Genomic DNA, 22,863 nt, shown 5'->3' on the forward strand with positions numbered 1-22,863 from the left:
AGCCAGCACCTGCCGCACAGCAAAGCCCGGACGGCACGAGTACAAACACCCCGACGGCGACAACCGCCATTCAGCTCTGCTGCGCTCCACCGAATGCTTTGAGCCTCTCCACCCCGCCCTCACCAGCATGTTCGTTATGAAGTCTTCCCCACCAATCGCTCTTCCGCCTTACGATAAGCCTGCTCCCGCTTATCCACAGCGACCACAAAAACGACAACCTACAGATCGATCACCTAGTAAACCAACCGGTACCCACTACTGCGCAGCTTGATCTTGTAGCAGTCCGGCAAACCATGCAGCCGGTTCGCCTCAACTCTCGGATTGACCAAAACCGAAACGAGTTTTTTATTGAACTGCTGCCTGACCGTATCCCCCAGTTTTTGCCATTCCATCAGCGCTCTCGCATCAAACTCAAGGCTATAGGTCATCCAGCGAAACGTTCACACGCTGAGGATCGGCAAGGCGCGCAGGCAGCGCTTCATCATTCTCGGTCATCAGTACAGGCTTAAAGGGCAACTGCCCGCGCTCGGCGACGTACTGCAGTGCCTGGCGCCCGAGCTCGAAAGGCGTAACACCCACCTCTAGAGCTCGCGTTAGGCGCGGTTTTTGAGATCGTCGTCGATACGCACATTGATGGATGCCATGATGGCTTGCTCACCATAATGACATTGGTCTTTACGTTGACCTGATCTTGAGCATTAGAGAAGTGGCTACGGGCAGGTTCAACCCCACCTTGATCTCAATCAAAACCCAAACCACCAAACCGCATAGCGTGAAATCAGCCCCCACCTGCCAGGACTGAACACCATGCCCAAAAAATTCCCCACCCACCCCAGCCACCCCAGCCACCCCAGCCACCCCGAGCGCATCTGCTGGGGCTGCGACCTCTACTGCCCAGCCAAGGCACTGGCCTGTGGCAATGGGTCAGACCGGACCATGCATCCAGTGGAGTTGTTCGGCGAGGACTGGGACAGGTTTGAGGACCGGTTGGATAAGCCGATTGATGAGGTGTCGGGGGTGCAATGCAGTTGATTGTGGGTGGGAATGGGGCCGCTTTGCGGCCCATTCGCAGCACAAGGCTGCTCCTACAGGGGGGCGTCAGAATGACGTGCTGAGCGTCAGCGACAGATTGCGGGGGTCGCCATAGATTGCCCCGGCATAGAAGCCGTAGCGGGTGTAGTAATGCTTGTCGAACAGGTTATTGGCATTGAGGCTAACGCTGGTCTCGTCCGTCAGCTGGTACTTGGCCATGGCATTCCAGATCGCATACCCCGACCAGTTGACGTCGGTCGAGCCTGCACTCACGCCATTGGTGGGCTGGCCTGCGGGGCTGGATACCGCGCGGATGTTGCTCTGCGCGGTAACCCCTGCGCCAAGCGTCAGGCGGTCCAATGGGCCGGAGAGGCGATAGGTGGTGGAGGCCTTGAACAGGTGTGACGGGTCGCTGCGGCCGTCGCTGTCGATGCGGCGGAAGTGCAGGTAGGTGTAGCCGGCGTAGACGTTCCAGCTGGGGGTCAGTGCGCCGGCGATTTCCAGGTCGATGCCGTCGGTTTCCTGGCCGGAACCGGCCTTGTAGGCGTCGTTGCCGGTGGGGGTGGTCAGGTCGCCGTCCAGCACCGCTTTGTTTTCCTGCTTGGTGCGGAAGTACGCGGCCGAGGCATTCAGGCGGCCATCGAACCACTCGCCTTTGATGCCGGTTTCGTAGCTTTGGCCGCGAATGGGTTCGACTTTGCTGCCGCTGCTGGTCTCGGCGGTTTGTGGGGTGAAGATGTCGGTGTAGCTGGCGTACAGCGAGTAGGTGTCGTTGAGGTCGTAAATAGCCCCCAGGTAGGGGGTGACGATGCCGTTTTCTTCCTGGCTGGTGCGCACGCCGGCGTTGCTGCGGGTGATGGCCGAGTAGTTGCTGGTACGCACGCCGACGATCACCGACAGTGGGTCGGTGATGCTCAGGCGAGTCGCTGCGTACATGCCTTGCAGGCGGGTGGTGGTTTTGCTGTGGCGGCCGGTGCGCGAGGCGAGCATGTCGTAATCGTCATCCACGCCATTGCGCCAGTCGGTCAGCGGGAAGCCGTTGTTGGCGCGGAACTGGCAACCCAGTGCTGCGGCGCTGACTTGGCTGTCGCTGACCATGTTGCAGGTGTATTCCGGCGACCAGGCGACAGTGCGGCTGTCGTTGTAGCCGACCATCGCTTGGTGGGTGCGGCCAAACAGCTGGAACGGGCCGGACAGGTCGATTTGCGCAGACTGCTGGGTGGTGTCGCTGGAGCTGTGCAGGCCGTTGAGCACGGCGCCGCTGCCGTCCTGGTCCCAGTAGCCGCCAAAGCTGCCGCGCCCGGCCGAGTTGACCTTGGCCAGGCCGCGGTGGTTGAGGGCCTCGGCGGTGCTTTGCGCGGCCTTGAGGTTCAGCGACCAGTCGTTGTCGAAGCGGTGTTCGAGGGAGCCGAAGGCGGTGCGGGTGGTGTATTCGCCAAAGCTCCAGCTCGGCACTACGTTGGTGCTGCGCGGCAGGTCGGTCTTGCTGCCGTCGCCGTACCAGATCGGGATGTTCGCGCCCCAGCCGCCGCCGACGACTTTGTTGTATTCGTACTGGTAGCCGGCGCCCAGGGTGGTGGCGTCGTCGAGGTCGAATTCGAAGTTGGCCAACGCGGCGCGGGAGCGGTCGGACTGGTTGTCGCGGAACGAGTTGGCGTCCTGCTGGGTCATCACGAAGCGCGAACGCAGGCGGCCGTCTTCGGACAGCGGCAGGTTAAGGTCGGCGCCCAGACGGCGTTTGTCCCAGCTGCCGTAGGTGGCGTAGGCGCTGCCGCCGAAGGTTTTGGTCGGGGCCTTGCGGATCAGGTTGACGGTGGCCGACGGGTCGCCGGTGCCGCCGAGCAGGCCGTTGGCGCCACGGACGATATCGATGCGCTCGTATAGGTCCATGTTCAGCGCATTACCCCCGCCGCTGAAATCGGAGCCGCCCTGGAACTGCAGGCCATCGACCTTCCAGTTGGTGATGGAATAACCGCGGGCGCGGTAGTCGGTGCGGCCGCCTACCTCGGCCTTGCTTGCGGTCACGCCTGGCGTGGTTTCCAGCGCCTGCTCGATGGTGTGGATGGCGCGGTCGTCCATCTGCTGGCGGGTGATGGTGGTCACCGACTGCGGTGTTTGGCGCGGCGTCAGTTTGAGGCCGGTTGAACTGCGGCTGCTCTCGACCGTGTACCCTAGCTGGCCCGTTTCATCGGCAGGCACCAGCGCGCTGTCTTCGATCTGCGTGGCATCCAGCTCCAGGGGCTGGCTGTCAGCCGCCATCGCTCCACCGCTGATGGCCACGGCAATGAAGAAGGCCAGCGGGTTGAGGCGACTTCCGCCTCGGCTGATGGGAGAGAAGTCGTTCATGATGCTCCGAGGTTTCATTTGGGAAGGCTTCGTATTCGCAGATGATTTTTTGTTACGATTCTAGGGATCCGCCCTTGGGGCTCCAGGCCCGGCTTGTACGGGCTTGTAATCGAACGTAACGAGCGCCACCGGCCCTCATCGAACAGGTGTTTTTTGAAATGAGCACGACCCTGCTGGTTGTCGACGATGACGACGAGATCCGCGAACTTCTCTGCGATTACCTGACCGATGCCGGCTATACCGTGCTAGCGGCCGCTGACGGCGACGGGATGCGCGAGCAACTGGCGCTGCATAAAGTCGAGCTGGTGGTGCTGGACTTGATGCTGCCCGGCGAGGATGGCTTGAGCCTGTGCCGCCAGTTGCAATCGACGCCCGGGTTGGCGGTGATCATGTTGTCGGCCAAAGGCAGCACGCTGGACCGCATCATTGGCCTGGAAGTGGGCGCGGACGATTACCTGGCCAAACCCTTCGAGCCGCGCGAGCTGATTGCCCGGATAAAAGCGGTGTTGCGCCGCCCGCAGCGCCTCGATACGCCGGTTGCAAAGCCCGCGGTGGAAGCGCAGCAGTTCGCTGGGTTTCGCCTCGACCACGTCAAACGCCTGCTCACCCGCCCTGACGGCGAAACGCTGACCCTGCCCCGCTCCGACCACCGCGTATTGCGCGAGCTGCTGGAGGCCAACAACCGCGTGGTGTCCCGCGATCAGCTGACCCGCAGTGCGTTCGGCCGCGACCACCTGCCTGACGACCGCTCGGTGGACATGTGCGTCAGCCGCCTGCGCCAGCAATTGCGGCGCGCGCCGGGCGGCGCAGCGCAGATCCTCACCATCCGCAACGAAGGCTACTTGCTGAGCCTTGCGCGCAGCGAGGCTGATGCCTGACATGCGCTGGCTTCGCCGGCTGTGGCCGCGCACGCTGTTTGGCCAACTGCTGCTGATCATGGTCAGCGGCACCGTGGTGATCCAGTTGATGTCGAGCAGCATCTGGTTCGATGTGCGTTTCGCCCAGGTGCTTGAGGCCCCTGTTCGGCTGATCGCCGCCCGCAGCGCGCCGCTGATTGCCAGTGCCAATTGCCATGGCAGCCCGATGCAGGCACCTGCCCACTATCAGTTGCGCTGTGCCGAAAACCTGCCCGCGGCGGAGCACGACGAACGCAGAGGGCGCAAGCGTATCGAGCTGCTGCTGCAACAGGCCCTCAAGTACGAGCTTGGCCACGCCCAGGAGGTGCGCCTGCTGAAGGTGCACCTGACCGATGAACTGGGCCAGCCGATTGTCTGGCGCAGCCTGTTCGGTTTGCGCACGGCGCAGGCACATATCGCGTTTGCCGTGCCGCTGGCCGATGGGCATTGGCTGACCATCGATGGCCAGGAGCTGCAGGGCTGGAGCGGCGAGTCCGCCTGGGTGTTGATCAGCGATTACCTGCTGCGGGTGTATGCCCTGCGCATCGTCGCTGTGCTGCTGGTGTGCCTGGTGGCGGTGCGCCTGTGCCTGCGCCCGTTGCGGCGCCTGGCGGATGCCGCGCGCGGCCTGGGCAGCAACCTGGAACAGCCGCCCTTGGCGCTGGACGGGCCGGAAGAAGTGCGCCAGGCCGCCCAGGCCTTCAACGCGATGCAGCAGCGGTTGATTGCGATGGTCAACGACAAGGCCTATTTCCTGGCTGCCGTGTCCCACGACTTGCGCACCCCACTGACCCGCATGCGCCTGCGCCTGGAGCGCTTGCCGGACGACGAGCATCGCCAGCGCCTGCGGCAGAACATCACGCAGATGGACGACATGATTGGCCAAGTGCTCGATTACCTGCGGGCCGGGGAGCAGCAAAACCTGCAACAGGTGGACCTGGACCGGCTGGTGACGCGGCAGTGTGCCGACTTGTCCACAGCCCGCGAGCCACTGCCGGTTCATGGCCAGGGCGGCAGCTTGCGGGTTGATGCGCTGCTGCTGCAGCGCTGCCTGCAGAATTTGCTGGTCAATGCCTTGCGCTATGGCAAGGAGGTTTCGGTCACGCTGGAGCGCGCGACCACGGGGGTTTATATCCATGTCGATGACCGAGGGCCGGGGATCGCGCCAGGCTTGCTGGCGACGGTTACCGACCCGTTCGTGCGGGGTGAAGGGTCGCGTAACCAGGCGTCTGGCGGGTATGGCTTGGGGTTGAGTATTGCCCAGCGGATCGCGGCCAGCCATGGCGGCGAGTTGCTGTTGTGCAACCGCGACGGCGGTGGGCTGCGGGCCAGCGTGCTGTTACCTCGATAACCTGTCACCGCGCCTTTGTAGGAGCGGCCTTGCGTCGCGAAAGGGCTGCGTAGCGGCCCCGGCAATTTTGCTAGTAACACAAAACCTGGGGCCGCTACGCGACCCTTTCGCGACGCAAGGCCGCTCCTACAAAGAGCTGAGCGCTCGGGATCAGGTAACAGTGTTTTACCGATTGCCCAGGTTTTCCGCAGCCCGCCATTGCCTATCCTAGGCGGGTCATCCTGCCTGCGATGGACCCATGAAACACTCACTGCCCAGCCGCTACGCCTGCCTTTTCATCTGCCTGTCGTTCACCTGTGCCAGCCTCCCATTACTGCCCCAACATGCCTGGCTCTGGCCATTCACACTGATCACCGCCCTGCTCAGCCTGGTCGGCCTCAATGACCTGCGCCAGAGCCACCACGCGGTGCGGCGCAACTACCCGATCCTGGGCAACATCCGCTACTTGATCGAAACCATCCGCCCGGAAATCCGCCAATACCTGATCGAAGGTGACGACGACAAGCTGCCGTTTTCACGGTCCCAGCGTTCCCTGGTGTATGCACGGGCGAAGAACGAGAGCGCCGAAAAAGCCTTCGGCACGCTCAACGATGCCTACAAACCCGGCTTCGAATTCATCAGCCATTCGATGCTGCCGGTGGCCACGCCCGACCCCGCCTCGTTCCGCATCGCCATTGGCGGGCCGCAGTGCCGGCAACCGTACTCGGCATCGATCTTCAACATCTCGGCCATGAGTTTCGGCGCCCTCAGCGCCAACGCCATCGCGGCGCTCAACCAGGGTGCACGGCTGGGGCGCTTTGCCCATGACACCGGTGAGGGCAGCATCAGCCCGTACCACCGCGAACATGGCGGCGACCTGATCTGGGAGATCGGCAGCGGTTACTTTGGCTGCCGCACCGAAGAAGGCCGTTTCGACCCACAACGCTTCGCCGAGCAAGCCCGCTCGCCGCAAGTGAAGATGATCGAGATCAAGCTCAGCCAAGGCGCCAAGCCCGGCCACGGCGGCATCCTCCCAGGGCACAAAGTCAGCCCGGAAATCGCCGCCACCCGTGGCGTGCGTGAGGGCGAAGACTGTATTTCGCCGGCCGCCCATAGCGCGTTCCGCACGCCGGTCGAACTGCTGCGGTTCGTTGCCAGCCTGCGCGAACTGTCGGGCGGCAAGCCGGTGGGTTTCAAGTTCTGCCTGGGCCACCCGTGGGAATTCATGGGCATTGCCAAAGCCATGCTGGCGACGGGAATCACCCCCGACTTTATCGTCGTCGACGGCAAGGAAGGCGGCACCGGTGCGGCGCCACGCGAGTTCAGTGACAACATGGGCGTGCCCATGCGCGAAGGCTTGATGTTCGTGCACAACACCTTGGTCGGCCTGAATTTGCGCTCGAGCATTCGCATTGGCGCGGCGGGCAAGATCGTCAGCGCCTTCGACATCGCCAGTGTGCTGGCCATTGGTGCCGACTGGGTGAATTCGGCGCGCGGCTTCATGTTCGCCATTGGCTGCATTCAGTCGCAGAGCTGCCACACCAACAAATGCCCGACCGGGGTCGCCACCCAGGACCCGCTCCGCCAGCGTGCGTTGGTGGTGCCGGACAAGGCTCAGCGGGTGGCGAGCTTCCACCGCAATACCCTGCATACATTGGCTGAGATGCTTGCGGCGGCGGGCCTGGAGCACCCGTCGGAGCTCAAGCCCAAACATTTGGCACGGCGTGTCAGCGCCAGCGAGATCGGCTTGTTTTCAGACCTGCATACGTTCCTCAAGCCTGGCGAATTGCTCAGTGGCTCGATTGAAAGCGAGTTTTATGCGCGGATGTGGCGGATGGCGCGCAGCGACAGTTTTGCGCCGGAGACTGGGGAGGGGGTGCTGGTAGCGAAGGCAACTGGCAGGCGCCGTGAGGAAAGCGTCCCAGCTTGATGAGCTGGGGCCGCTTTGCGGCCCTTCGCAGCGCAAGGCTGCTCCTACAACAGGGGCAGCGAGCGCGATGTCCATGTATTTGTAGGAGCAGCCTTGCGCTGCGAAAGGGCTGCAAAGCAGCCCCGACGCCATGCGATCAGAAGATGCTGATCGGATACTCGACGAATACGCGGACTTCGTTACCGTCGTCGTTGTAGCCGTTCTGCTGTACGGCATTGTTGGTGCGTACGAACGAGCTGCGCAGCTTGACCGACAGGTCTTTGGCCGGGCCGTCTTGAACCACGTAACGGATCTGGTTGAAGATCTCGCGCTCTTTACCTTCACCGAAACCTTGCGGGTTGGCGACGTTGCGGGTGTTGATGTTGTCACCCACTACGTAGGCCAGCTTGTAGGTCAGGCCCGGTACGCCGTAGGCGCCGAAGTCCAGGCCGTAGCCCAGCTGCCAGGAGCGCTCGTCTTCGGCGTTGAAGTCAGACCAGTACGAGTTGGCCAGGTAGATGGTCGAACCACCGTCACCCACGCCGCCGGCGTTCTGGTAGAAGCCGTAGTTGTAACCGGTGCTGCCGGTGCTGCGCTGGTGAGCGATGGTGAACGAGTGCGCACCGTAGGCGTAGGTCGCCGCCAGGCTCCAGATGGTGTTGGAGTCACCATTGAGCTCGGCCGCTTTGACGAACTTGTTGTTGATGTCCGACTTGTAGCCATTGAAGTCCAGGGTCAGGGACTGGTCGCTGGCGATCGGGAAGACATAGTTCATGCCCAGGTAGTGCTTCTGCATCACGTCTTCGTTGTCTGCGGTGTACAGCGAAGCGGTGAAGTTGTCGGTGAACTTGTAGCTACCACCGAAGACGTTGATCGACTTCAGGCCACCACCGTCACGACGCTCGGCACTTTTGCGCGCTTCTTGGGTGAAGCGGCCGGCGTTCAGTTCCAGGCCCTGGATTTCTTTGGAAGTGATCAGGGTACCGGTGAAGCTTTCTGGCAGCAGACGGGCGTCGTCATACTGCAGCACAGGCAGTGCTGGCATCTGGTCACCGTACTTGAGCACGGTATTGGAGATGCGGAATTTCACGGCTGCGCCGCCACGGGCCAGGTTATGTGGCGAGCTGGCGTTGCCGTCGGCGTTCTTGGTGTCGTGCGGTTTGAAGAAGTCGACGCCGCCACCACCGTTGTGGCCTTTGCCGCCGTCCAGACGCAGGGCGTACAGGCCGAATGCGTCGACGCCGACACCGACGGTGCCCTGGGTGAAACCGGAGGAGAAGTTGGCGATGACGCCTTGGCCCCATTCGATCTGGTCATCGGTACCGTGCTTCTTGTCACGGTTGATGTAGGCGTTGCGCAGCAGAACGTTGGCGTGGCTGTCTTCGATGAAGCCCTTGCTGTCGGCCTGCTCATTGGCCTGGGCCTGGGTCGCGGCGATCATTGCCAGTGCGACCAGGCTGATCCTGGTTTTCAACATGTTGTTTTCCTTATTTCTTAATCAAAAACGCTTCGCAATATGACGCCAGGAACCAACGCCCCTTCGTAGGTTCGACGCTATGCGGATCCAGACTGAAAGGCTTGCCGGCAATCGCACGGTGGCCTTTTACAGCAGCATGGCCATGTCATGGCCAGCAGGCGTTGGCCGAATCCTAGCGGTGTGCGATTACAAATGTCAAAAAATCGTGAAATGCAGGTTGATATAACCAAAATCACCCAAGCCGCTGGTGCATTTCCATGCCTGTTGGCGCTATCAGTGGGCATTTTTTCTTCTGTCAGAAATGTCGCTTTGACCAACCCGGCAGCTTTCATGGGCGCGGAGCATACAACAGCGGCGGTTACAAAGTGATACATATGTAAAGACAACCCTTTACAAATACCCAAGCAACAGTAAATAGCAAGCATTACCATTCGCACCCTTTCTCACCTGCCACGGTCCGGATGTCTCCATGCTTGTACCCTGCCGCCTCTCCCCGCTGACGCTTGGCCTGTCGCTGCTGTTCAGCGCCAGCCTGGCCACCGCTGCCACCACCACCCTGCCGGAAATGTCAGTGACTGCCGAAGGCGAGCGCGAGGAGGACAACCCGCGGGTCAAGGAAGTCAGTACTGCGACGCGCACCTCGACGCCCGTGCGCTACGTGCCCCAGGCCATCGACACGGTCAAGACCGCCAACGTGCTGGACTACGGCAACAACACCCTGGGCAAGGCACTTGAGGGCATCCCCAACGTCAGCAGCGGCGCCGACACGCGCTTCGACAGCGTGCGCATCCGCGGCTTCGAGGCCAGCAACGACTTCTACCTGGACGGCATTCGCGACGACAGCCAGTACATTCGCGACCTGAACAACATCGAGCGGGTCGAGGTGCTCAAAGGGCCCGCAGCGGTGTTGTATGGCCGCGGCAGCCAGGGTGGCATCGTCAACCGCGTCAGCAAGGCGCCGGAGCACGGCCGCCGTTCGAGCATCGAGGCGCAAGGCGGCAGCGAAGATTTGCGCAGCCTGTACGCCGACCTCAGCGCCGACCCCAGCGATACCATCAGCCTGCGCCTGAACCTGGGCAACCAGGACAACAACAGCTTCCGCGACGGCATCGATGGCAGCCGCCAGCTGTTCGCCCCGTCGATGAGCTGGCAGCTCTCGCCCGACCTGAACTGGCTGGTGCAGTACGAATACAGCCGCTACAACCGCACACCAGACCGCGGTATCCCCGGGGTCAATGGCCGCCCGGCCGACGTCAGCCGCAGCACCACCTACAGCGATACCCAGCGCGACTACATCGATGACCGCGCCCAGTCGCTGCGCTCGCGGCTCAACTACCAGCTGAACGAAACCTGGCAACTGCGCCATACCCTCGGCCTGTTCAAGCTCGACAGCGAGTTCGACAACACCTATGCGACGGGCTACAACGCCAGCACCAACACTGTCACCCGCCAGCGCTGGCAACAGGACCTGAACACCCGCAACCTGTTCAACAACCTCGAAGCCGAGGGCGACTTCACGACCGTGGGGCTGGAGCACAAGCTGTTGGTGGGTTTGGAGTTCGGCAGCCAACGGCGTGACCCGACCCTGTACACCGCTGCGCCTAATAGTGTGCCCAGCCTGGACGTTGGCAACCCCGACCGCAGCCGGCAGCACACGGGCCCGATGTTGCTGTCGAGCGACAACCACACCGTGGTCCAAAGCCGTGGCCTCTACCTGCAAGACCAGGTCCGCCTGAACGATCAATGGCAGGTGCTCGCCGGCGTGCGTTTCGACCAGTTCGAGGTGGAAACCACCAACAAGGATGGCCTGACCGAGCCGCAGGACAGCAACACCACCAGCCCGCGCCTGGGTGTGGTCTACACGCCGTGGCGCGATCACTCCTTCTATGCGTCGTGGAGCAAGACCTTCTCGCCAGTGGGCGGTGGCCTGATCGGCATTACCCCTGGCGCGCCGGGCAACACCAACGACACCGGGCCAGAGCTGACCCGGCAGAAGGAGATCGGGGTCAAGAGCGACTGGTTCGACCAGCGCCTGACCACCACCCTCGCCGTGTATGAACTGGAGCTGTACAACCGCCGCACGCGTGACCCGGAGAACCCGGAAATCACCCTGCTCAGCGGCTTGCAACGCTCCCGAGGCATCGAGCTGACCGCCACCGGCAATATCGTCGGCAACTGGTACGTGCGCGGGGGCATCGGCCTGCAGGATGCAACCATCGTCAAAGACAACAATAACCAGGAAGGCAACCGCATCAACGACGTGGCCAAGCGTAATGCCAGCCTGTTTGTGACCTGGAAACCGGAATTGGGCTGGTACGCCGAGACCGGCTTGACGTTGGTGGGTGAGCGTTATGCCGACAACCAGAACACCACGGTGTTGCCAGGCTACGGCCGCTGGGATGCGCTGGCCGGCTACCGCACCCACGACTGGGATGTGCGGGCGGCGTTGAACAACATTGCCGACAAAACCTACTACAGCTCGGCGACCAGTGCGGCGCAGATCCAGGTGGGCGACCCGCGGAGCCTGGTGGTGACGAGCACTTACCGCTTCTGATGTTTGTTGGCTGTACCGGCCTCTTCGCAGCACAAGGCTGCTCCTACAGGGATCGCGCGCCACCTGTAGGAGCAGCCTTGTGCTGCGAAGGGGCCAGCACCGGTAAAACCGATGAGATCAGTGCCACACCGCCATCAGCGCCTGCATCTCTGCTTCACTGATCAGCCCTTGCGGGTATCGCCCGGCAAGCAGACGTCGTGGGTCGGTCGTCCTGACCTGGATGTTTCCATGGTGCTTCAACCACTGCGCCAACAGCTTGAGCGATGGGTGGTTGACGGCCGATGGGCACAAAGCCGACTCACTTGCTGCGTTCATTTCCACACGTACTCCTTTGCCCGTGAGCGGCTAATTTACGTAGGCATTGTTACAGATCAGAGAGCCCGACCCATTCGAGCTATCTAATTGAAAAACAATACAAAACGTATGCCACTCAGGCGGCCGGACGTCGCTTGGAAAGGTCGCCCGAAAAAAAGGCCCGTCGTATGACGGGCCTCTTTATTCAGGGTGGTCTCAGCGCTTGACTGGCGCCGGCTGCTGCTGGGTCAGGCAGTGGATATTGCCGCCCCCCAACAACAATTCACGGCCTGGGATCATGACCACTTCATGATCCGGGAAGAGCTCGGCCAGGATGGCTCTGGCTTGGGCATCGGCAGGGTCATCGAAGCTCGGCGCGATGATGCCGCCGTTGACGATCAGGAAGTTCACGTACGAGCCGGCCAGGCGCACCGACGGGTCGCGCTCCTGGCTACCGGCCACTTGGTCGACGCCAGCACACTCTTCAGCCGTGGCGTACAGCGGGCCAGGGATCGGCATTTTGTGCACCACGAACTCACGGCCTTTGGCGTCGCGGGTGTTCTTCAACACGTCCATCGCCGCGTGGCAGCGGGCGTAGTTGGGGTCGTTGGAATCATCGGTCCAAGCCAGTAACACTTCGCCTGGGCGCACGTAACAGCAGAAGTTGTCGACGTGGCCGTCGGTCTCGTCGTTGTACAGGCCGTCCGGCAGCCAGACCACGGTATCGACTGCCAACTGCTCACGCAGGACCGCTTCGATTTCCTCACGGCCCAGGTGCGGGTTGCGGTTACGGTTGAGCAGGCATTCTTCGGTGGTGATCAGCGTGCCCTCGCCGTCCACGTGGATCGAGCCACCCTCCAGCACGAAGCCTTCGGTCTGGTAGCGCTGGCAGCGCTCCATTTCCAGGACCTTGGCGGCCAGTTCCTCGTCACGGTTCCAGGGTGCGTAAAGCCCGCCATCGAAGCCGCCCCAGGCGTTGAAGCCCCAGTCCACGCCGCGCACTTCGCCGTGGTCGTTGATGACGAAGGTCGGGCCGGTGTCGCGCACCCAGGCGTCGTCATTGCTGATTTCCACGACGCGGATGTTCGGCAGGTCGAGCTGACGGCGTGCGTTCTCGTACTGGCCAGCAGAAACACCCACGGTCACTGGCTCGAAGCGGGCGATAGCCTTGGCCAATGTCACATGGGCGGCCTGTGCCGGCTTGCCACCCAGGCGCCAGTTGTCCGAACGCTCCGGCCAGACCATCCAGACCTGGGTCTGCGGCGCCCATTCAGCGGGCATGTGGAAGCCGTCGGCACGGGGGGTAGAATTGAGGGTTTTCATGGTTAACCTCTGCGTAGGCCCTGAGCCGATGTGCGCTGGGGCGTTGGTCGATGGGGGTAGGAGCAACGATGGCAAATTTATAACCGATATATATCGGCTTTAAAAGCAAAAAAAGCCGATCGGCAAAGCCTTATCGCTTATTAAATCGATATCAATCGGCATATCCATCATGATCACGCTCAAACCCATGATATTTGTCTGCCACCACCCTAGCCGACGAGCTAGGCTGCATGCCATAGAACTTGGTTTACCAGAGGCGACTTGAGATGCGCATACTCGTCACAGGCGGCGCCGGCTTCATTGGCTCGGCGCTGGTCCGTCACCTGATCGGCAACACCGAACACGAAGTGCTGAACCTCGACAAGCTGACCTACGCCGGCAACCTTGAGTCGCTGCAAAGCATCGCCAACAATACCCGTTACGAATTCGTCCAGGCCGATATCGCCGATGCGGCGACAGTCAGTGCCGTGCTCGAGCGCTTCCAGCCCGACGCAATCATGCACCTGGCTGCCGAGTCCCATGTGGACCGTTCGATCGATGGCCCGGCAGCGTTCATCCAGACCAATATCGTCGGCACCTATGCCCTGCTCGAAGCCACCCGTGCCTGGTGGAGCCGCCTGCCTGCCGAGCAGCGCCGTGCGTTCCGCTTTCACCATATCTCCACCGACGAAGTGTATGGCGACCTGCATGGCGCCAACGACCTGTTCCACGAGACCACGCCGTATGCGCCCAGCTCCCCCTATTCGGCGAGCAAGGCCGCCTCAGACCACCTGGTACGCGCCTGGCACCGCACGTATGGCCTGCCGGTACTGATCACCAACTGCTCGAACAACTACGGCCCGTACCATTTCCCTGAAAAGCTGATCCCGCTGATGATCCTCAATGCCCTGGCCGGCAAGCCACTGCCGGTGTACGGCAATGGCCAGCAGGTGCGCGACTGGTTGTTCGTCGAAGACCACGCCCGGGCGTTGCTCGAGGTGGTTAGCCGCGGCGAGGTCGGCGAAACGTACAATATCGGCGGCCACAACGAGCAAAAGAACCTCGACGTGGTCCACGCCATCTGTGCCCTGCTCGACGAGCTGGCGCCACAGCACCCTGAAGGCGTGGCCCGTTATGCAGACCTGATCACCTACGTTCAGGACCGCCCCGGCCATGACCTGCGCTATGCCATCGATGCCAGCAAGATCGAACGGGAGCTGGGCTGGGTACCGCAGGAAACCTTCGCCACCGGGCTGCGCAAGACCGTGCAGTGGTACCTGGATAACCTGCAGTGGTGCCGCCATGTCCAGGATGGCAGCTACCAGGGGGAACGCCTGGGCAATACCGACATCAAGGAGCTCATTGCATGACCAAGGGCATCGTCCTGGCCGGAGGATCCGGCACCCGCCTGCACCCCATCACCCTCGGGGTATCCAAGCAACTGCTGCCGATTTATGACAAGCCGATGATCTACTACCCGATCTCGGTGCTGATGCTCGCCGATATCCGCGACATCCTGCTGATCTCCACGCCCCAGGACCTGCCTCAGTATCGCCAGTTGTTCGGCGATGGCAGCCAGTTCGGCATTCGCATCAGCTATGCCGAGCAACCATCACCCGACGGCCTGGCCCAGGCGTTCCTGATCGGTGAGCAGTTCATCGGTGACGACTCGGTCTGCCTCATCCTCGGTGACAACATCTTCCACGGCCAGAGCTTCACCGAACAGTTGCAGCGCGCGGTCAGCCACCCCAGCGGCGCCACCGTGTTCGGCTATTGGGTCAAGGACCCGGAGCGCTTCGGTGTGGTCGAGTTCGACGAGCAGGGCAACGCGCTGTCCATCGAAGAGAAGCCACTCAAGCCCAAGTCCAGCTATGCCGTGACGGGCCTGTACTTCTACGACAACGACGTGGTCGAAATCGCCAAAGGCATTCGCCCCTCAGAGCGCGGCGAGCTTGAGATCACCGATGTCACCAATGCCTACCTCCAGCGCGGCGACTTGCGCGTGGAGCGCTTTGGCCGTGGCTTCGCCTGGCTCGACACCGGCACCCACGAGAGCCTGCTGGATGCCTCGCAATATGTGCAAACCATCGAGAACCGCCAGGGGCTGAAAGTGGCCTGCCTGGAAGAAATCGCCTTCAACAAGGGCTGGATCACCCGTGACCAGCTGCTGGCCAAGGCTGAAAAACTCAAGAAGACCGGTTACGGTCAGTACCTGGGCAAACTGGCAAACGAGTCTGCATGAACATCATCCCCACCGAGATCCCTGACGTACTGATCATTGAGCCAACGGTATACGGTGACAGCCGTGGCTTCTTCTTCGAAGCCTTCAATGCCCGCGAATTCGCGAAGCACACCGGTGTCACCGTGGACTTCGTCCAGGACAACCACTCGCGCTCCGTCAAAGGCGTGTTGCGCGGCCTGCACTATCAGGTGGAAAACACCCAGGGAAAACTGGTGCGGGTGGTACAGGGCGAGATTCGCGACATTGCCGTGGACGTGCGCAGAAGTTCGCCCACGTTCGGCAAATGGGTCGCGGTGCACCTGTCGGCCGATAATCATCGGCAATTGTGGATTCCACCGGGGTTCGCCCACGGCTTCTCGGTGGTCAGCGAATCGGCCGAGTTTCTCTACAAGACCACGGACTACTACAACCCTGGCGCAGACCGTTGTATCCGCTGGGACGACGCTGAGCTGGCCATCGACTGGCAACTCGCGGGGCCGCCGGTGCTGTCGGACAAAGACAAAGTCGGCGTACCGCTGAGCGAGGCGCAACTGCTGCCATGAAAATCGTCGTCTGCGGCCGTAATGGCCAGGTTGCCCAGGCGCTGCAGGCGCAGTTGGCCGGGCTTGGCGAGCTACACGTGCTTGGCCGCGAGCACCTCGACCTGGCACAGCCCGAGGCCCTGCGCGAGCCGCTGCGCCGGCTCGCCCCCGACCTGATCATAAACGCTGCTGCCTACACGGCGGTGGACCAGGCCGAACAAGAGCCCGAGCGGGCCTTTGCAATCAATGCCCATGGCCCCCGCGTGCTCGCCGAAGAAGCAGCACGGCTGGGTGCGCCGCTCATCCACTACTCCACCGACTACGTCTTCGACGGCAGCAAGGCCACGCCCTATACCGAACAAGACACGCCCAACCCCCTGGGGGTTTATGGCCACAGCAAACTGGCCGGCGAGCAGGCGATTACTGCGGTGGCCGGCCAGCACCTGATCCTGCGTACCAGCTGGGTCTATTCGTTGTATGGGCGCAACTTCCTGCTGACAATGCAGCGCCTGCTGCAGGAAAAGCCCCAACTGCGCGTGGTAAACGACCAGATTGGCGCGCCGACGTCTGCCGCTACCCTTGCTGCCAGCACCCGCACGCTGATCGAGCGCTGGCAAGCCGGGCAGGCTGGCGACTGGGGCACCTACCACCTCACTGCGCAAGGTGAGACCTCCTGGTTCGGTTTCGCCCAGGCAATCGCCGAGCAGTTGCAGGCGCAAGGGTTACCCTGTGCCGAACTGCAGCCCATCCCGTCCAGCGAATACCCCACACCCGCCCGCAGGCCACTCAATTCACGCTTGGACTGCTCACGCTTGGCCCAGCAATGGCACATCAGCCTGCCGCACTGGCAGCAGGCGCTGATCGACTGCCTCAAGTAGCGCATAATTGCGTCAGACTTTTCTGGCGCATTGACCTGATGATCGCGAAACCCACGCCCCCACGCCGTCCCCGCTGGCGCAGCCTGGCCCTGCTGGCCGTGTGCCTGATCCCACTGCTGTGGCCGCTGCATCATCTGGCCGAGCGCTATTACCAGGAAGAGCTGGCTTCGCAGAATCGCCAGACCCTCGACCTGTACGTCGCCAACCTGCTGGGCACCCTGCACCGCTACGAAACCCTGCCGCAAATCCTCGGCGACCTGCCGGCGCTGCGCGGCGTGCTGGCCGACCCGTTCCGCCTGGAAGCGGTGACCAACGCCAACCGCCTGCTCAAGGATATCGTCCAGCAGACCGGTGCCGAGGTCATGTACCTGATGGACGTTAGCGGCAATACCCTGGCCGCCTCCAACTGGGACAAGCACGACAGTTTCGTCGGTCGCAACTTCGCCTTCCGCCCCTACTTCAACGAAGCCATGGCCGGCCACCTGGGGCGCTTCTTTGGCCAGGGCACCACCTCGGCCAAGCGTGGCTACTTCTTCGCCGCCGCCGTGCGCGACCGCGAGCGGATCGTGGGCGTGCTGGTGGTCAAGGTCGACCTCGACCACACCGAAACCCTCTGGGGCCGTACCCCCGAGCAACTGTTGCTGACCGACCATAACGGCGTGGTCATCCTCACCTCTCGGCCGGACTGGCGTTTCCGCGCCACCCGCGCGCTGACCGAGGCCGAGCGCCAGGCGATCATCGCCATCCAGCCGTACCCGACCCAGGCCCCGCAACCCTTGGTGCTGAACCAGGACGCGTGGATCACCCAGACCCGCGACATCAAGGAAACCGGCTGGCAGGTCAGCATCCTCGCCCCGCGCATCCTGGTCGACCGCTCGGTGCAGACGGTGATGGCCATCGGCGCCGGCACGTTGCTGGTGCTGGTGCTGCTGGCCGGCCTGGTGATGCAGCGGCGTCGGCACTACATCGACCGCATCGACTTCGAGGCCCGTGGCCGTCAAGAGCTGGAAAAGCGCGTCGCCGAACGTACCGCCGACCTTGAAGGCCTCAACACCCGCCTCAAGAGCGCCGTGCTCGAACGTGAAAACGCCCAGCAGGAGGCCGTGCGAGCCCAGGACGAACTGGTCCAGGCCGGCAAGCTGTCGGTGCTGGGCACCATGTCGGCGAGCATCAGCCACGAGCTCAACCAGCCGCTGGCGGCCATCCGCAGCTACGCCGAAAATGCCGAGATCCTGCTCGACCACCAGCGCACCGAAGACGCCCGCGGCAACCTCAAGCTGATCGGTGAGCTGACCGGGCGCATGGCCTCGATCATCGCCCACCTGCGCGCCTTCGCCCGCCGCGACCGCCACGCCCCAGAAAGCGTGGCCCTGCAGCCGGCACTGGACGACGCCCTGGCGCTGCTGGCCAAGCGCCGCCGGGCGATGGCCGTCGAGCTGATCCGCGACTTGCCAGAGGCCACGTTGTGGGTGCAAGCCGGCGAAACCCGCCTGCGCCAAGTGCTGGGCAACCTGCTGGCCAACGCCCTCGATGCCCTGACCGAAAAGGCCAACCCGCGCCGCCTCTGGCTGAGTGCCGAACAGCGCGATGGCTACGTCTACCTGTACATCCGCGACAACGGCCCGGGCTTCAGCCGCCAGGCACTGGAGCATGCCAAAGAGCCGTTCTTCACCACCAAGACCCGCACCCAGGGCCTTGGCCTGGGGCTGGCCATCTGCGAAAGCCTGATGCGCGCCCTGGGCGGCGAACTGTTGCTGGCCAACCACCCAGAAGGCGGTGCCCTGCTTACCCTGCAACTGCGCGTGGCGGCACCCGGCGCAACCCTGCCCAATTCGGAGGACCCCTCGGCATGAGCCCCGAGACACTGATCGACAGCCAAGCCCAGGTCATTTTGGTCGACGACGACCCGCACCTGCGCCAAGCCCTGAGCCAGACCCTGGACCTTGCCGGGCTCAAGGTGGTGGCGCTGGCCGATGCCCAAGGCCTGGCCGAGCGCATCGAAGCCGACTGGCCCGGTGTGGTGGTCAGCGACATCCGCATGCCGGGCATCGATGGCCTGCAACTGCTGGAGCAACTGCACGGCCGCGACAGCGAACTGCCTGTGCTGCTGATTACTGGCCACGGCGATGTGCCGCTGGCGGTACAGGCCATGCGTGCCGGCGCCTATGACTTTCTCGAAAAGCCGTTCGCCAGCGACGCCCTGCTCGACAGCGTGCGCCGCGCCCTGGCCCTGCGCCGCCTGGTGCTCGACAACCGCAGCCTGCGGCTGGCCTTGAGCGACCGTCAGCAACTGGCCACCCGCCTGGTGGGCCAGTCGCCGACGATGCTACGCCTGCGTGAGCAGATCGGCGCCTTGGCCGGCACCCGTGCCGATGTGCTGATTTTGGGTGAGACTGGCGCCGGCAAAGAGGTGGTGGCCCGCGCCCTGCACGACCTTTCTAGCCGCCGCGACGGGCCCTTCGTGGCCATCAACGCCGGGGCATTGGCTGAGTCGGTGGTCGAGAGCGAGCTGTTTGGCCACGAACCCGGCGCCTTCACCGGTGCGCAGAAGCGGCGTATCGGCAAGTTCGAATTCGCCAATGGCGGCACGCTGTTCCTCGACGAAATCGAGAGCATGAGCCTGGATGTGCAAGTAAAGCTGCTGCGCATGCTGCAGGAGCGGGTGGTCGAACGCCTGGGCGGCAACCAGCTGATCCCACTGGATATCCGCATCATCGCCGCTACCAAGGAAGACCTGCGTCAGTCAGCCGACCAAGGGCGCTTCCGGGCCGACCTGTATTACCGCCTGAACGTGGCGCCGCTGCGCATCCCCCCGCTGCGCGAGCGTGGCGATGACATTTTGGTGTTGTTCCAGCACTTTGCCGACGCCGCCAGCCAGCGCCACGGCTTGCCGCCGCACACCCTGCAGCCGGCCCAGCGTGCCTTGCTGCTGCGCCACGACTGGCCAGGCAACGTGCGTGAGCTACAGAACGTCGCCGAGCGCTTCGCCCTTGGCCTGGAGCTTGCCCTCGACGGCCAGGCGCCGGCGGCGGCAACGCCCACGGCGGCGGTATTGACCGGCAACCTCAGCGAACAGGTCGAACAGTTCGAGCGCTCGCTGATCGCCGCCGAGCTTGCCCAGCCGCACAGCTCGATGCGCAGCCTGGCCGAAGCGCTGGGCATCCCCCGCAAGACCCTGCATGACAAGTTGCGCAAACACAGCCTCAATTTTGACGGCGGCAGTGGCGGGCACGACGACCAGGAGGACAACCGTCCATGAGCAGCGACAGCCAGTACCTGCAATCCGTACTGCACAGCGACATCCCTCTGACCCGCGAAATGGGCCTGGAGGTCATCGATTGGCAGCAGCACACCCTGCGCCTGCAACTGCCGCTGGCAGCCAACGTCAACCACAAGAGCACCATGTTCGGCGGCAGCCTGTACTGCGCCGCAGTGCTGGTGGGTTGGGGGTGGCTGCACCTGCGCTTGCGCGAGCTGGGCATCGATGACGGGCATATCGTCATTCAGGAGGGGCAGATCAGCTATCCGCTGCCGGTCACCGGCGCGGCGGTGGCCCGCTGTGCGGCGCCGGATGAGAAGGCTTGGGAGCGCTTCGTGGCGATGTACCAGCGCCGTGGGCGGGCGCGTTTGACGCTGGAAACCACCGTCAGCAATGCTGGCAGTGACGAGCCTGCCGTGAAATTCAGCGGCCAGTACGTGCTGCACCGCTGACGCACACGCATGGACCGAAACAACGCCTGCTGATCTAGCAGGGGCTCTGTGGGAGCGGGTTTACCCGCGAACACCGGCGAAGCCGGTGCCACAAACCGGGTTGGCTTCTTCGCGGGTAAACCCGCTCCCACAAGATCATGAGGCGCGGGGTTACGCGTTTTGTTCTTTACACGCCAGATCGATCAAGGCTTGGCGCCAGGCGGCTGCGCGGGGCAAGGCCAGGAAGAACGGATTAAGCAGGGATTCACGCGCCGGGTAGGTGAACGGCTGGCCATCCAGCCCAATCACCTCGCCACCGGCCCCCTCCAATACGCCCTGTGCAGCAGCGGTATCCCACTGCGACGTCGGTGCCAGGCGCGGGTAGCAATCGGCGCTGCCTTCGGCCAGCAGGCAGAACTTCAGCGAGCTGCCGATATTGGCCAGGTCCAGCTCACCCACCGCCGCCCCTAACCCTGCCAACAGCGCCTCTTGCTCGGGGCTGGAATGGCGACGGCTGGCCACCACGGTGAAACGGCCTTCGGCAGGCGGTGCGTTACGCACCTGGATTGGCTGGGCAGCTTCCCCCGCCTCGGCACGCCACGCACCCAACTGGCGCCCACCCAAGTAGCAGCGCCCATTGGTCGGCATCGAGACCACGCCAAACACCACCACGCCGTTTTCGATCAGGGCGATGTTGACCGTGAACTCTTCACTGCCCGCAATGAATTCCTTGGTGCCGTCCAGCGGGTCGACCAACCACCAGCGGCTCCAGCCCTGGCGCTCGGCCAGCGAAATGTTGCAGTCCTCCTCGGACAGCACGGGGATGTGTGGCGCCAGCGACAGCAGGCCATCAGCGATGATGCGGTGGGCGGCCAGGTCGGCGGCGGTCACCGGGGAATCGTCGGCCTTGTTGGTCACCGCCACGTCGGCCCGCCAGAACGGCAGAATCGCCTCGCCCGCCAGATGGGCCAGCTTGACCACTTCGTGCATCAGTTGCAGGTCGTTCATAGCTCCAGCAGCCCCCGCTGGATCAGCAGGTCGCGCGCCAGGTACAGCGCCGCCAAGGCACGGCCCTCGGTGAATTGCGGGTGCATGGCCAGGGCCGACAGCTCGCGCAGGTTGACCTTGTCTACGCCCATGGGCTCTGGTTCGTCGCCCTCGAGGCGTTCTTCATACAGGTCGGTGGCCAGCACCACCTGGATCTTCTGGCTCATGTAGCCCGGCGACAGCGACAACTCGGTCAGGTGTTCCAACTGCCGCGCACCAAAGCCGGCTTCTTCCTTGAGCTCGCGGTCCGCCGCCGCCAGCACGTCTTCGCCCGGCTCGATCAAGCCCTTGGGCAGCGACAGCTCATATTCGTCCGTGCCGCCGCAGTACTCCTCGACCAGCACGGCATGCTCGGCATCGAGCATGGCCACGATCATCACCGCCCCGTAACCATTGCCCCGGCCGACCAAGCGTTCATACGTGCGCTCGGCACCGTTACTGAAGCGCAATTGCACGGCCTCGACGCGGAACAGGCGGCTGCTGGCGACGATTTCGCGGTTAAGGACGGTGGGTTTCTGGCGCATGGGGCAGCTCCTTGGCGTGAACGGGTTACTATACCGTGGCTAGCCGACTGAACGAGAGTTTCCCATGCCTGTTCTTCCCTGGTCTGCCATCGATACTGTCCTGCTGGACATGGACGGCACGCTGCTCGACCTGCACTACGACAACCGCTTCTGGCTGGAGCACCTGCCCCAGCGCTATGCCGAGCTGCATGGCGTGAGCCGGGCCATGGCGGAAATGGAGCTGCAGCCTTTGTTCGAGCGCAATGCTGGCACGCTCAACTGGTACTGCCTGGACTTCTGGAGCCGTGAACTGAAGCTGCCGATCCGCGAACTGAAACGCGAGATCGCCGACCTGATCGCCCTGCGCCCGGACGCCGACACCTTCCTGGCCGCCATCCGTCAGGCAGGCAAACGCGTGGTGATGATCACCAATGCCCACCGTGACTCGCTGTCACTGAAGCTGGAGCGGGTGGAACTTGCGCCGTATTTCGAGCGGCTGATCAGTTCGCATGATTATGGCTACCCGAAAGAGAGCCCACAGTTTTGGGATGCCTTGCAGGCGGATATCGGCTTTGAGCCTGCGCGCAGCCTGTTCATCGATGACACATTGGCGATTTTGCGCAGTGCCCAGCGGTTTGGCGTGGGGCATTTGCTGGCGGTGCGCCAGCCAGATAGCCAGGCGGCACCCCGCGACACCCAGGAGTTTGCAGCGGTCGAGGATTACCGGGATTTGCTGGCAGGCCTGTGATGCTCCTTTTCGCAGGTACAGCGCCGACCTGTAGGAGCAGCCTTGTGCTGCGAAGAGGCCGGTATGGCAAAAGACATACTCTGGCCATACCGGC

At 63.1% G+C, this 22,863-nt stretch carries 19 protein-coding genes and 3 pseudogenes; 14 read left to right on the top strand and 8 right to left on the bottom strand.

Annotated features, from left to right (window positions below):
- Positions 1-134 precede the first annotated feature (134 nt).
- Both OO306_RS21385 and OO306_RS21390 read right to left on the bottom strand, forming a co-directional pair.
- A pseudogene (locus tag OO306_RS21385) lies at positions 135-428 on the bottom strand (type II toxin-antitoxin system RelE/ParE family toxin).
- Positions 418-644: pseudogene (locus tag OO306_RS21390) on the bottom strand (type II toxin-antitoxin system RelB/DinJ family antitoxin). The pseudogenes OO306_RS21385 and OO306_RS21390 overlap by 11 nt, the downstream one beginning before the upstream one ends.
- A gap of 163 nt (positions 645-807) precedes the next feature.
- Here OO306_RS21390 and OO306_RS21395 point away from each other — a divergent pair.
- Complete coding sequence (locus OO306_RS21395) at positions 808-1,032, top strand: DUF3079 domain-containing protein (protein WP_265969859.1); 225 nt, start codon at positions 808-810, stop codon at positions 1,030-1,032.
- Positions 1,033-1,098: 66 nt separating this feature from the next.
- Here OO306_RS21395 and OO306_RS21400 read toward each other — a convergent pair whose 3' ends face one another.
- Positions 1,099-3,396, bottom strand: coding sequence for a TonB-dependent siderophore receptor (locus OO306_RS21400; protein WP_265969860.1), 2,298 nt, complete (start codon positions 3,394-3,396; stop codon positions 1,099-1,101).
- Positions 3,397-3,536: 140 nt separating this feature from the next.
- On the opposite strand from OO306_RS21400, the gene OO306_RS21405 reads away from it, so the two are divergent.
- The 3 genes from OO306_RS21405 (at position 3,537) to OO306_RS21415 (ending at position 7,534) form a co-directional block, all read left to right on the top strand.
- Positions 3,537-4,256 (top strand): response regulator, encoded by a 720-nt coding sequence (locus OO306_RS21405; RefSeq protein WP_265969861.1) that lies wholly within the window; start codon positions 3,537-3,539, stop codon positions 4,254-4,256.
- A gap of 1 nt (position 4,257) precedes the next feature.
- Entirely contained in the window at positions 4,258-5,625 is a 1,368-nt protein-coding gene (locus OO306_RS21410; RefSeq protein WP_265969862.1) for an ATP-binding protein, read from the top strand.
- Positions 5,626-5,863: 238 nt separating this feature from the next.
- Positions 5,864-7,534: an FMN-binding glutamate synthase family protein gene (locus OO306_RS21415; RefSeq protein WP_027595213.1), complete on the top strand. Its 1,671-nt coding sequence runs from the start codon at positions 5,864-5,866 to the stop codon at positions 7,532-7,534.
- 136 nt (positions 7,535-7,670) lie between these two features.
- Here the strand turns inward: OO306_RS21415 and OO306_RS21420 are convergent, their stop codons facing one another.
- Positions 7,671-8,990 carry an OprD family porin gene (locus OO306_RS21420; RefSeq protein WP_027595212.1) on the bottom strand — a complete coding sequence of 440 codons (1,320 nt, stop codon included), beginning with the start codon at positions 8,988-8,990 and terminating at the stop codon, positions 7,671-7,673.
- Positions 8,991-9,182: 192 nt separating this feature from the next.
- On the opposite strand from OO306_RS21420, the gene OO306_RS21425 reads away from it, so the two are divergent.
- Both OO306_RS21425 and OO306_RS21430 read left to right on the top strand, forming a co-directional pair.
- Positions 9,183-9,359, top strand: a complete 177-nt coding sequence (locus OO306_RS21425) for a hypothetical protein (protein WP_265969863.1) — start codon at positions 9,183-9,185, stop codon at positions 9,357-9,359.
- Between the two features lie 100 nt (positions 9,360-9,459).
- Positions 9,460-11,544, top strand: a complete 2,085-nt coding sequence (locus OO306_RS21430) for a TonB-dependent siderophore receptor (protein ID WP_186703132.1) — start codon at positions 9,460-9,462, stop codon at positions 11,542-11,544.
- Positions 11,545-11,661: 117 nt separating this feature from the next.
- Here the strand turns inward: OO306_RS21430 and OO306_RS21435 are convergent, their stop codons facing one another.
- Positions 11,662-11,859: a hypothetical protein gene (locus OO306_RS21435; RefSeq protein WP_027595210.1), complete on the bottom strand. Its 198-nt coding sequence runs from the start codon at positions 11,857-11,859 to the stop codon at positions 11,662-11,664.
- Positions 11,860-12,054: 195 nt separating this feature from the next.
- Positions 12,055-13,161, bottom strand: a complete 1,107-nt coding sequence (gene aguA / locus OO306_RS21440; protein WP_265969864.1) for an agmatine deiminase — start codon at positions 13,159-13,161, stop codon at positions 12,055-12,057.
- Positions 13,162-13,427: 266 nt separating this feature from the next.
- Between aguA and rfbB the strand changes: the two genes are divergently transcribed.
- The 7 genes and pseudogenes from rfbB to OO306_RS21475 all read left to right on the top strand — a co-directional run bounded on the left by rfbB (position 13,428) and on the right by OO306_RS21475 (position 20,492).
- Positions 13,428-14,510, top strand: coding sequence for a dTDP-glucose 4,6-dehydratase (rfbB, locus tag OO306_RS21445; RefSeq protein WP_027595208.1), 1,083 nt, complete (start codon positions 13,428-13,430; stop codon positions 14,508-14,510).
- Positions 14,507-15,382: a glucose-1-phosphate thymidylyltransferase RfbA gene (gene rfbA / locus OO306_RS21450; RefSeq protein ID WP_027595207.1), complete on the top strand. Its 876-nt coding sequence runs from the start codon at positions 14,507-14,509 to the stop codon at positions 15,380-15,382. The genes rfbB and rfbA overlap by 4 nt, the downstream gene beginning before the upstream one ends.
- Positions 15,379-15,924, top strand: coding sequence for a dTDP-4-dehydrorhamnose 3,5-epimerase (gene rfbC / locus OO306_RS21455; protein ID WP_027595206.1), 546 nt, complete (start codon positions 15,379-15,381; stop codon positions 15,922-15,924). Before rfbA ends, rfbC begins: the two co-directional genes overlap by 4 nt.
- Positions 15,912-16,781, top strand: a pseudogene (gene rfbD / locus OO306_RS21460) (dTDP-4-dehydrorhamnose reductase); the annotation flags it as partial. The gene rfbC and the pseudogene rfbD, both read left to right, overlap by 13 nt.
- A 38-nt stretch (positions 16,782-16,819) precedes the next feature.
- Positions 16,820-18,634 carry an ATP-binding protein gene (locus tag OO306_RS21465; RefSeq protein ID WP_027595204.1) on the top strand — a complete coding sequence of 605 codons (1,815 nt, stop codon included), beginning with the start codon at positions 16,820-16,822 and terminating at the stop codon, positions 18,632-18,634.
- Positions 18,631-20,040 (top strand): sigma-54 dependent transcriptional regulator, encoded by a 1,410-nt coding sequence (locus OO306_RS21470; RefSeq protein ID WP_027595203.1) that lies wholly within the window; start codon positions 18,631-18,633, stop codon positions 20,038-20,040. Before OO306_RS21465 ends, OO306_RS21470 begins: the two co-directional genes overlap by 4 nt.
- A complete protein-coding gene (locus OO306_RS21475; protein ID WP_027595202.1) occupies positions 20,037-20,492 on the top strand; it encodes a YiiD C-terminal domain-containing protein in 456 nt (151 codons plus the stop codon). The genes OO306_RS21470 and OO306_RS21475 overlap by 4 nt, the downstream gene beginning before the upstream one ends.
- 150 nt (positions 20,493-20,642) lie before the next feature.
- Here OO306_RS21475 and cysQ read toward each other — a convergent pair whose 3' ends face one another.
- Both cysQ and nudE read right to left on the bottom strand, forming a co-directional pair.
- Positions 20,643-21,479: a 3'(2'),5'-bisphosphate nucleotidase CysQ gene (gene cysQ, locus OO306_RS21480; protein WP_265969865.1), complete on the bottom strand. Its 837-nt coding sequence runs from the start codon at positions 21,477-21,479 to the stop codon at positions 20,643-20,645.
- Positions 21,476-22,042, bottom strand: coding sequence for an ADP compounds hydrolase NudE (gene nudE / locus OO306_RS21485; protein WP_027595200.1), 567 nt, complete (start codon positions 22,040-22,042; stop codon positions 21,476-21,478). The genes cysQ and nudE overlap by 4 nt, the downstream gene beginning before the upstream one ends.
- A 64-nt stretch (positions 22,043-22,106) precedes the next feature.
- On the opposite strand from nudE, the gene yrfG reads away from it, so the two are divergent.
- Positions 22,107-22,769: a GMP/IMP nucleotidase gene (gene yrfG / locus OO306_RS21490; protein ID WP_027595199.1), complete on the top strand. Its 663-nt coding sequence runs from the start codon at positions 22,107-22,109 to the stop codon at positions 22,767-22,769.
- Positions 22,770-22,863 lie beyond the last annotated feature (94 nt).

It is taken from the genome of Pseudomonas sp. DCB_AW (assembly GCF_026240895.1).
Lineage (GTDB): Bacteria > Pseudomonadota > Gammaproteobacteria > Pseudomonadales > Pseudomonadaceae > Aquipseudomonas > Aquipseudomonas kermanshahensis.

Excerpts from the sequence above, each read along its gene's own strand:
- OO306_RS21400 (WP_265969860.1), bottom strand. The coding sequence starts at position 3,396 with ATGAAACCTCGGAGCATCATGAACGACTTCTCTCCCATCAGCCGAGGC.
- nudE (WP_027595200.1), bottom strand. The coding sequence starts at position 22,042 with ATGCGCCAGAAACCCACCGTCCTTAACCGCGAAATCGTCGCCAGCAGC.
- OO306_RS21475 (WP_027595202.1), top strand. The coding sequence starts at position 20,037 with ATGAGCAGCGACAGCCAGTACCTGCAATCCGTACTGCACAGCGACATC.
- OO306_RS21425 (WP_265969863.1), top strand. The coding sequence starts at position 9,183 with ATGTCAAAAAATCGTGAAATGCAGGTTGATATAACCAAAATCACCCAA.
- OO306_RS21415 (WP_027595213.1), top strand. The coding sequence starts at position 5,864 with ATGAAACACTCACTGCCCAGCCGCTACGCCTGCCTTTTCATCTGCCTG.
- OO306_RS21430 (WP_186703132.1), top strand. The coding sequence starts at position 9,460 with ATGCTTGTACCCTGCCGCCTCTCCCCGCTGACGCTTGGCCTGTCGCTG.
- OO306_RS21420 (WP_027595212.1), bottom strand. The coding sequence starts at position 8,990 with ATGTTGAAAACCAGGATCAGCCTGGTCGCACTGGCAATGATCGCCGCG.
- OO306_RS21405 (WP_265969861.1), top strand. The coding sequence starts at position 3,537 with ATGAGCACGACCCTGCTGGTTGTCGACGATGACGACGAGATCCGCGAA.
- yrfG (WP_027595199.1), top strand. The coding sequence starts at position 22,107 with ATGCCTGTTCTTCCCTGGTCTGCCATCGATACTGTCCTGCTGGACATG.
- OO306_RS21435 (WP_027595210.1), bottom strand. The coding sequence starts at position 11,859 with ATGAACGCAGCAAGTGAGTCGGCTTTGTGCCCATCGGCCGTCAACCAC.
- OO306_RS21465 (WP_027595204.1), top strand. The coding sequence starts at position 16,820 with ATGATCGCGAAACCCACGCCCCCACGCCGTCCCCGCTGGCGCAGCCTG.
- rfbB (WP_027595208.1), top strand. The coding sequence starts at position 13,428 with ATGCGCATACTCGTCACAGGCGGCGCCGGCTTCATTGGCTCGGCGCTG.
- rfbC (WP_027595206.1), top strand. The coding sequence starts at position 15,379 with ATGAACATCATCCCCACCGAGATCCCTGACGTACTGATCATTGAGCCA.
- cysQ (WP_265969865.1), bottom strand. The coding sequence starts at position 21,479 with ATGAACGACCTGCAACTGATGCACGAAGTGGTCAAGCTGGCCCATCTG.
- OO306_RS21410 (WP_265969862.1), top strand. The coding sequence starts at position 4,258 with ATGCGCTGGCTTCGCCGGCTGTGGCCGCGCACGCTGTTTGGCCAACTG.
- OO306_RS21470 (WP_027595203.1), top strand. The coding sequence starts at position 18,631 with ATGAGCCCCGAGACACTGATCGACAGCCAAGCCCAGGTCATTTTGGTC.
- aguA (WP_265969864.1), bottom strand. The coding sequence starts at position 13,161 with ATGAAAACCCTCAATTCTACCCCCCGTGCCGACGGCTTCCACATGCCC.
- rfbA (WP_027595207.1), top strand. The coding sequence starts at position 14,507 with ATGACCAAGGGCATCGTCCTGGCCGGAGGATCCGGCACCCGCCTGCAC.
- OO306_RS21395 (WP_265969859.1), top strand. The coding sequence starts at position 808 with ATGCCCAAAAAATTCCCCACCCACCCCAGCCACCCCAGCCACCCCAGC.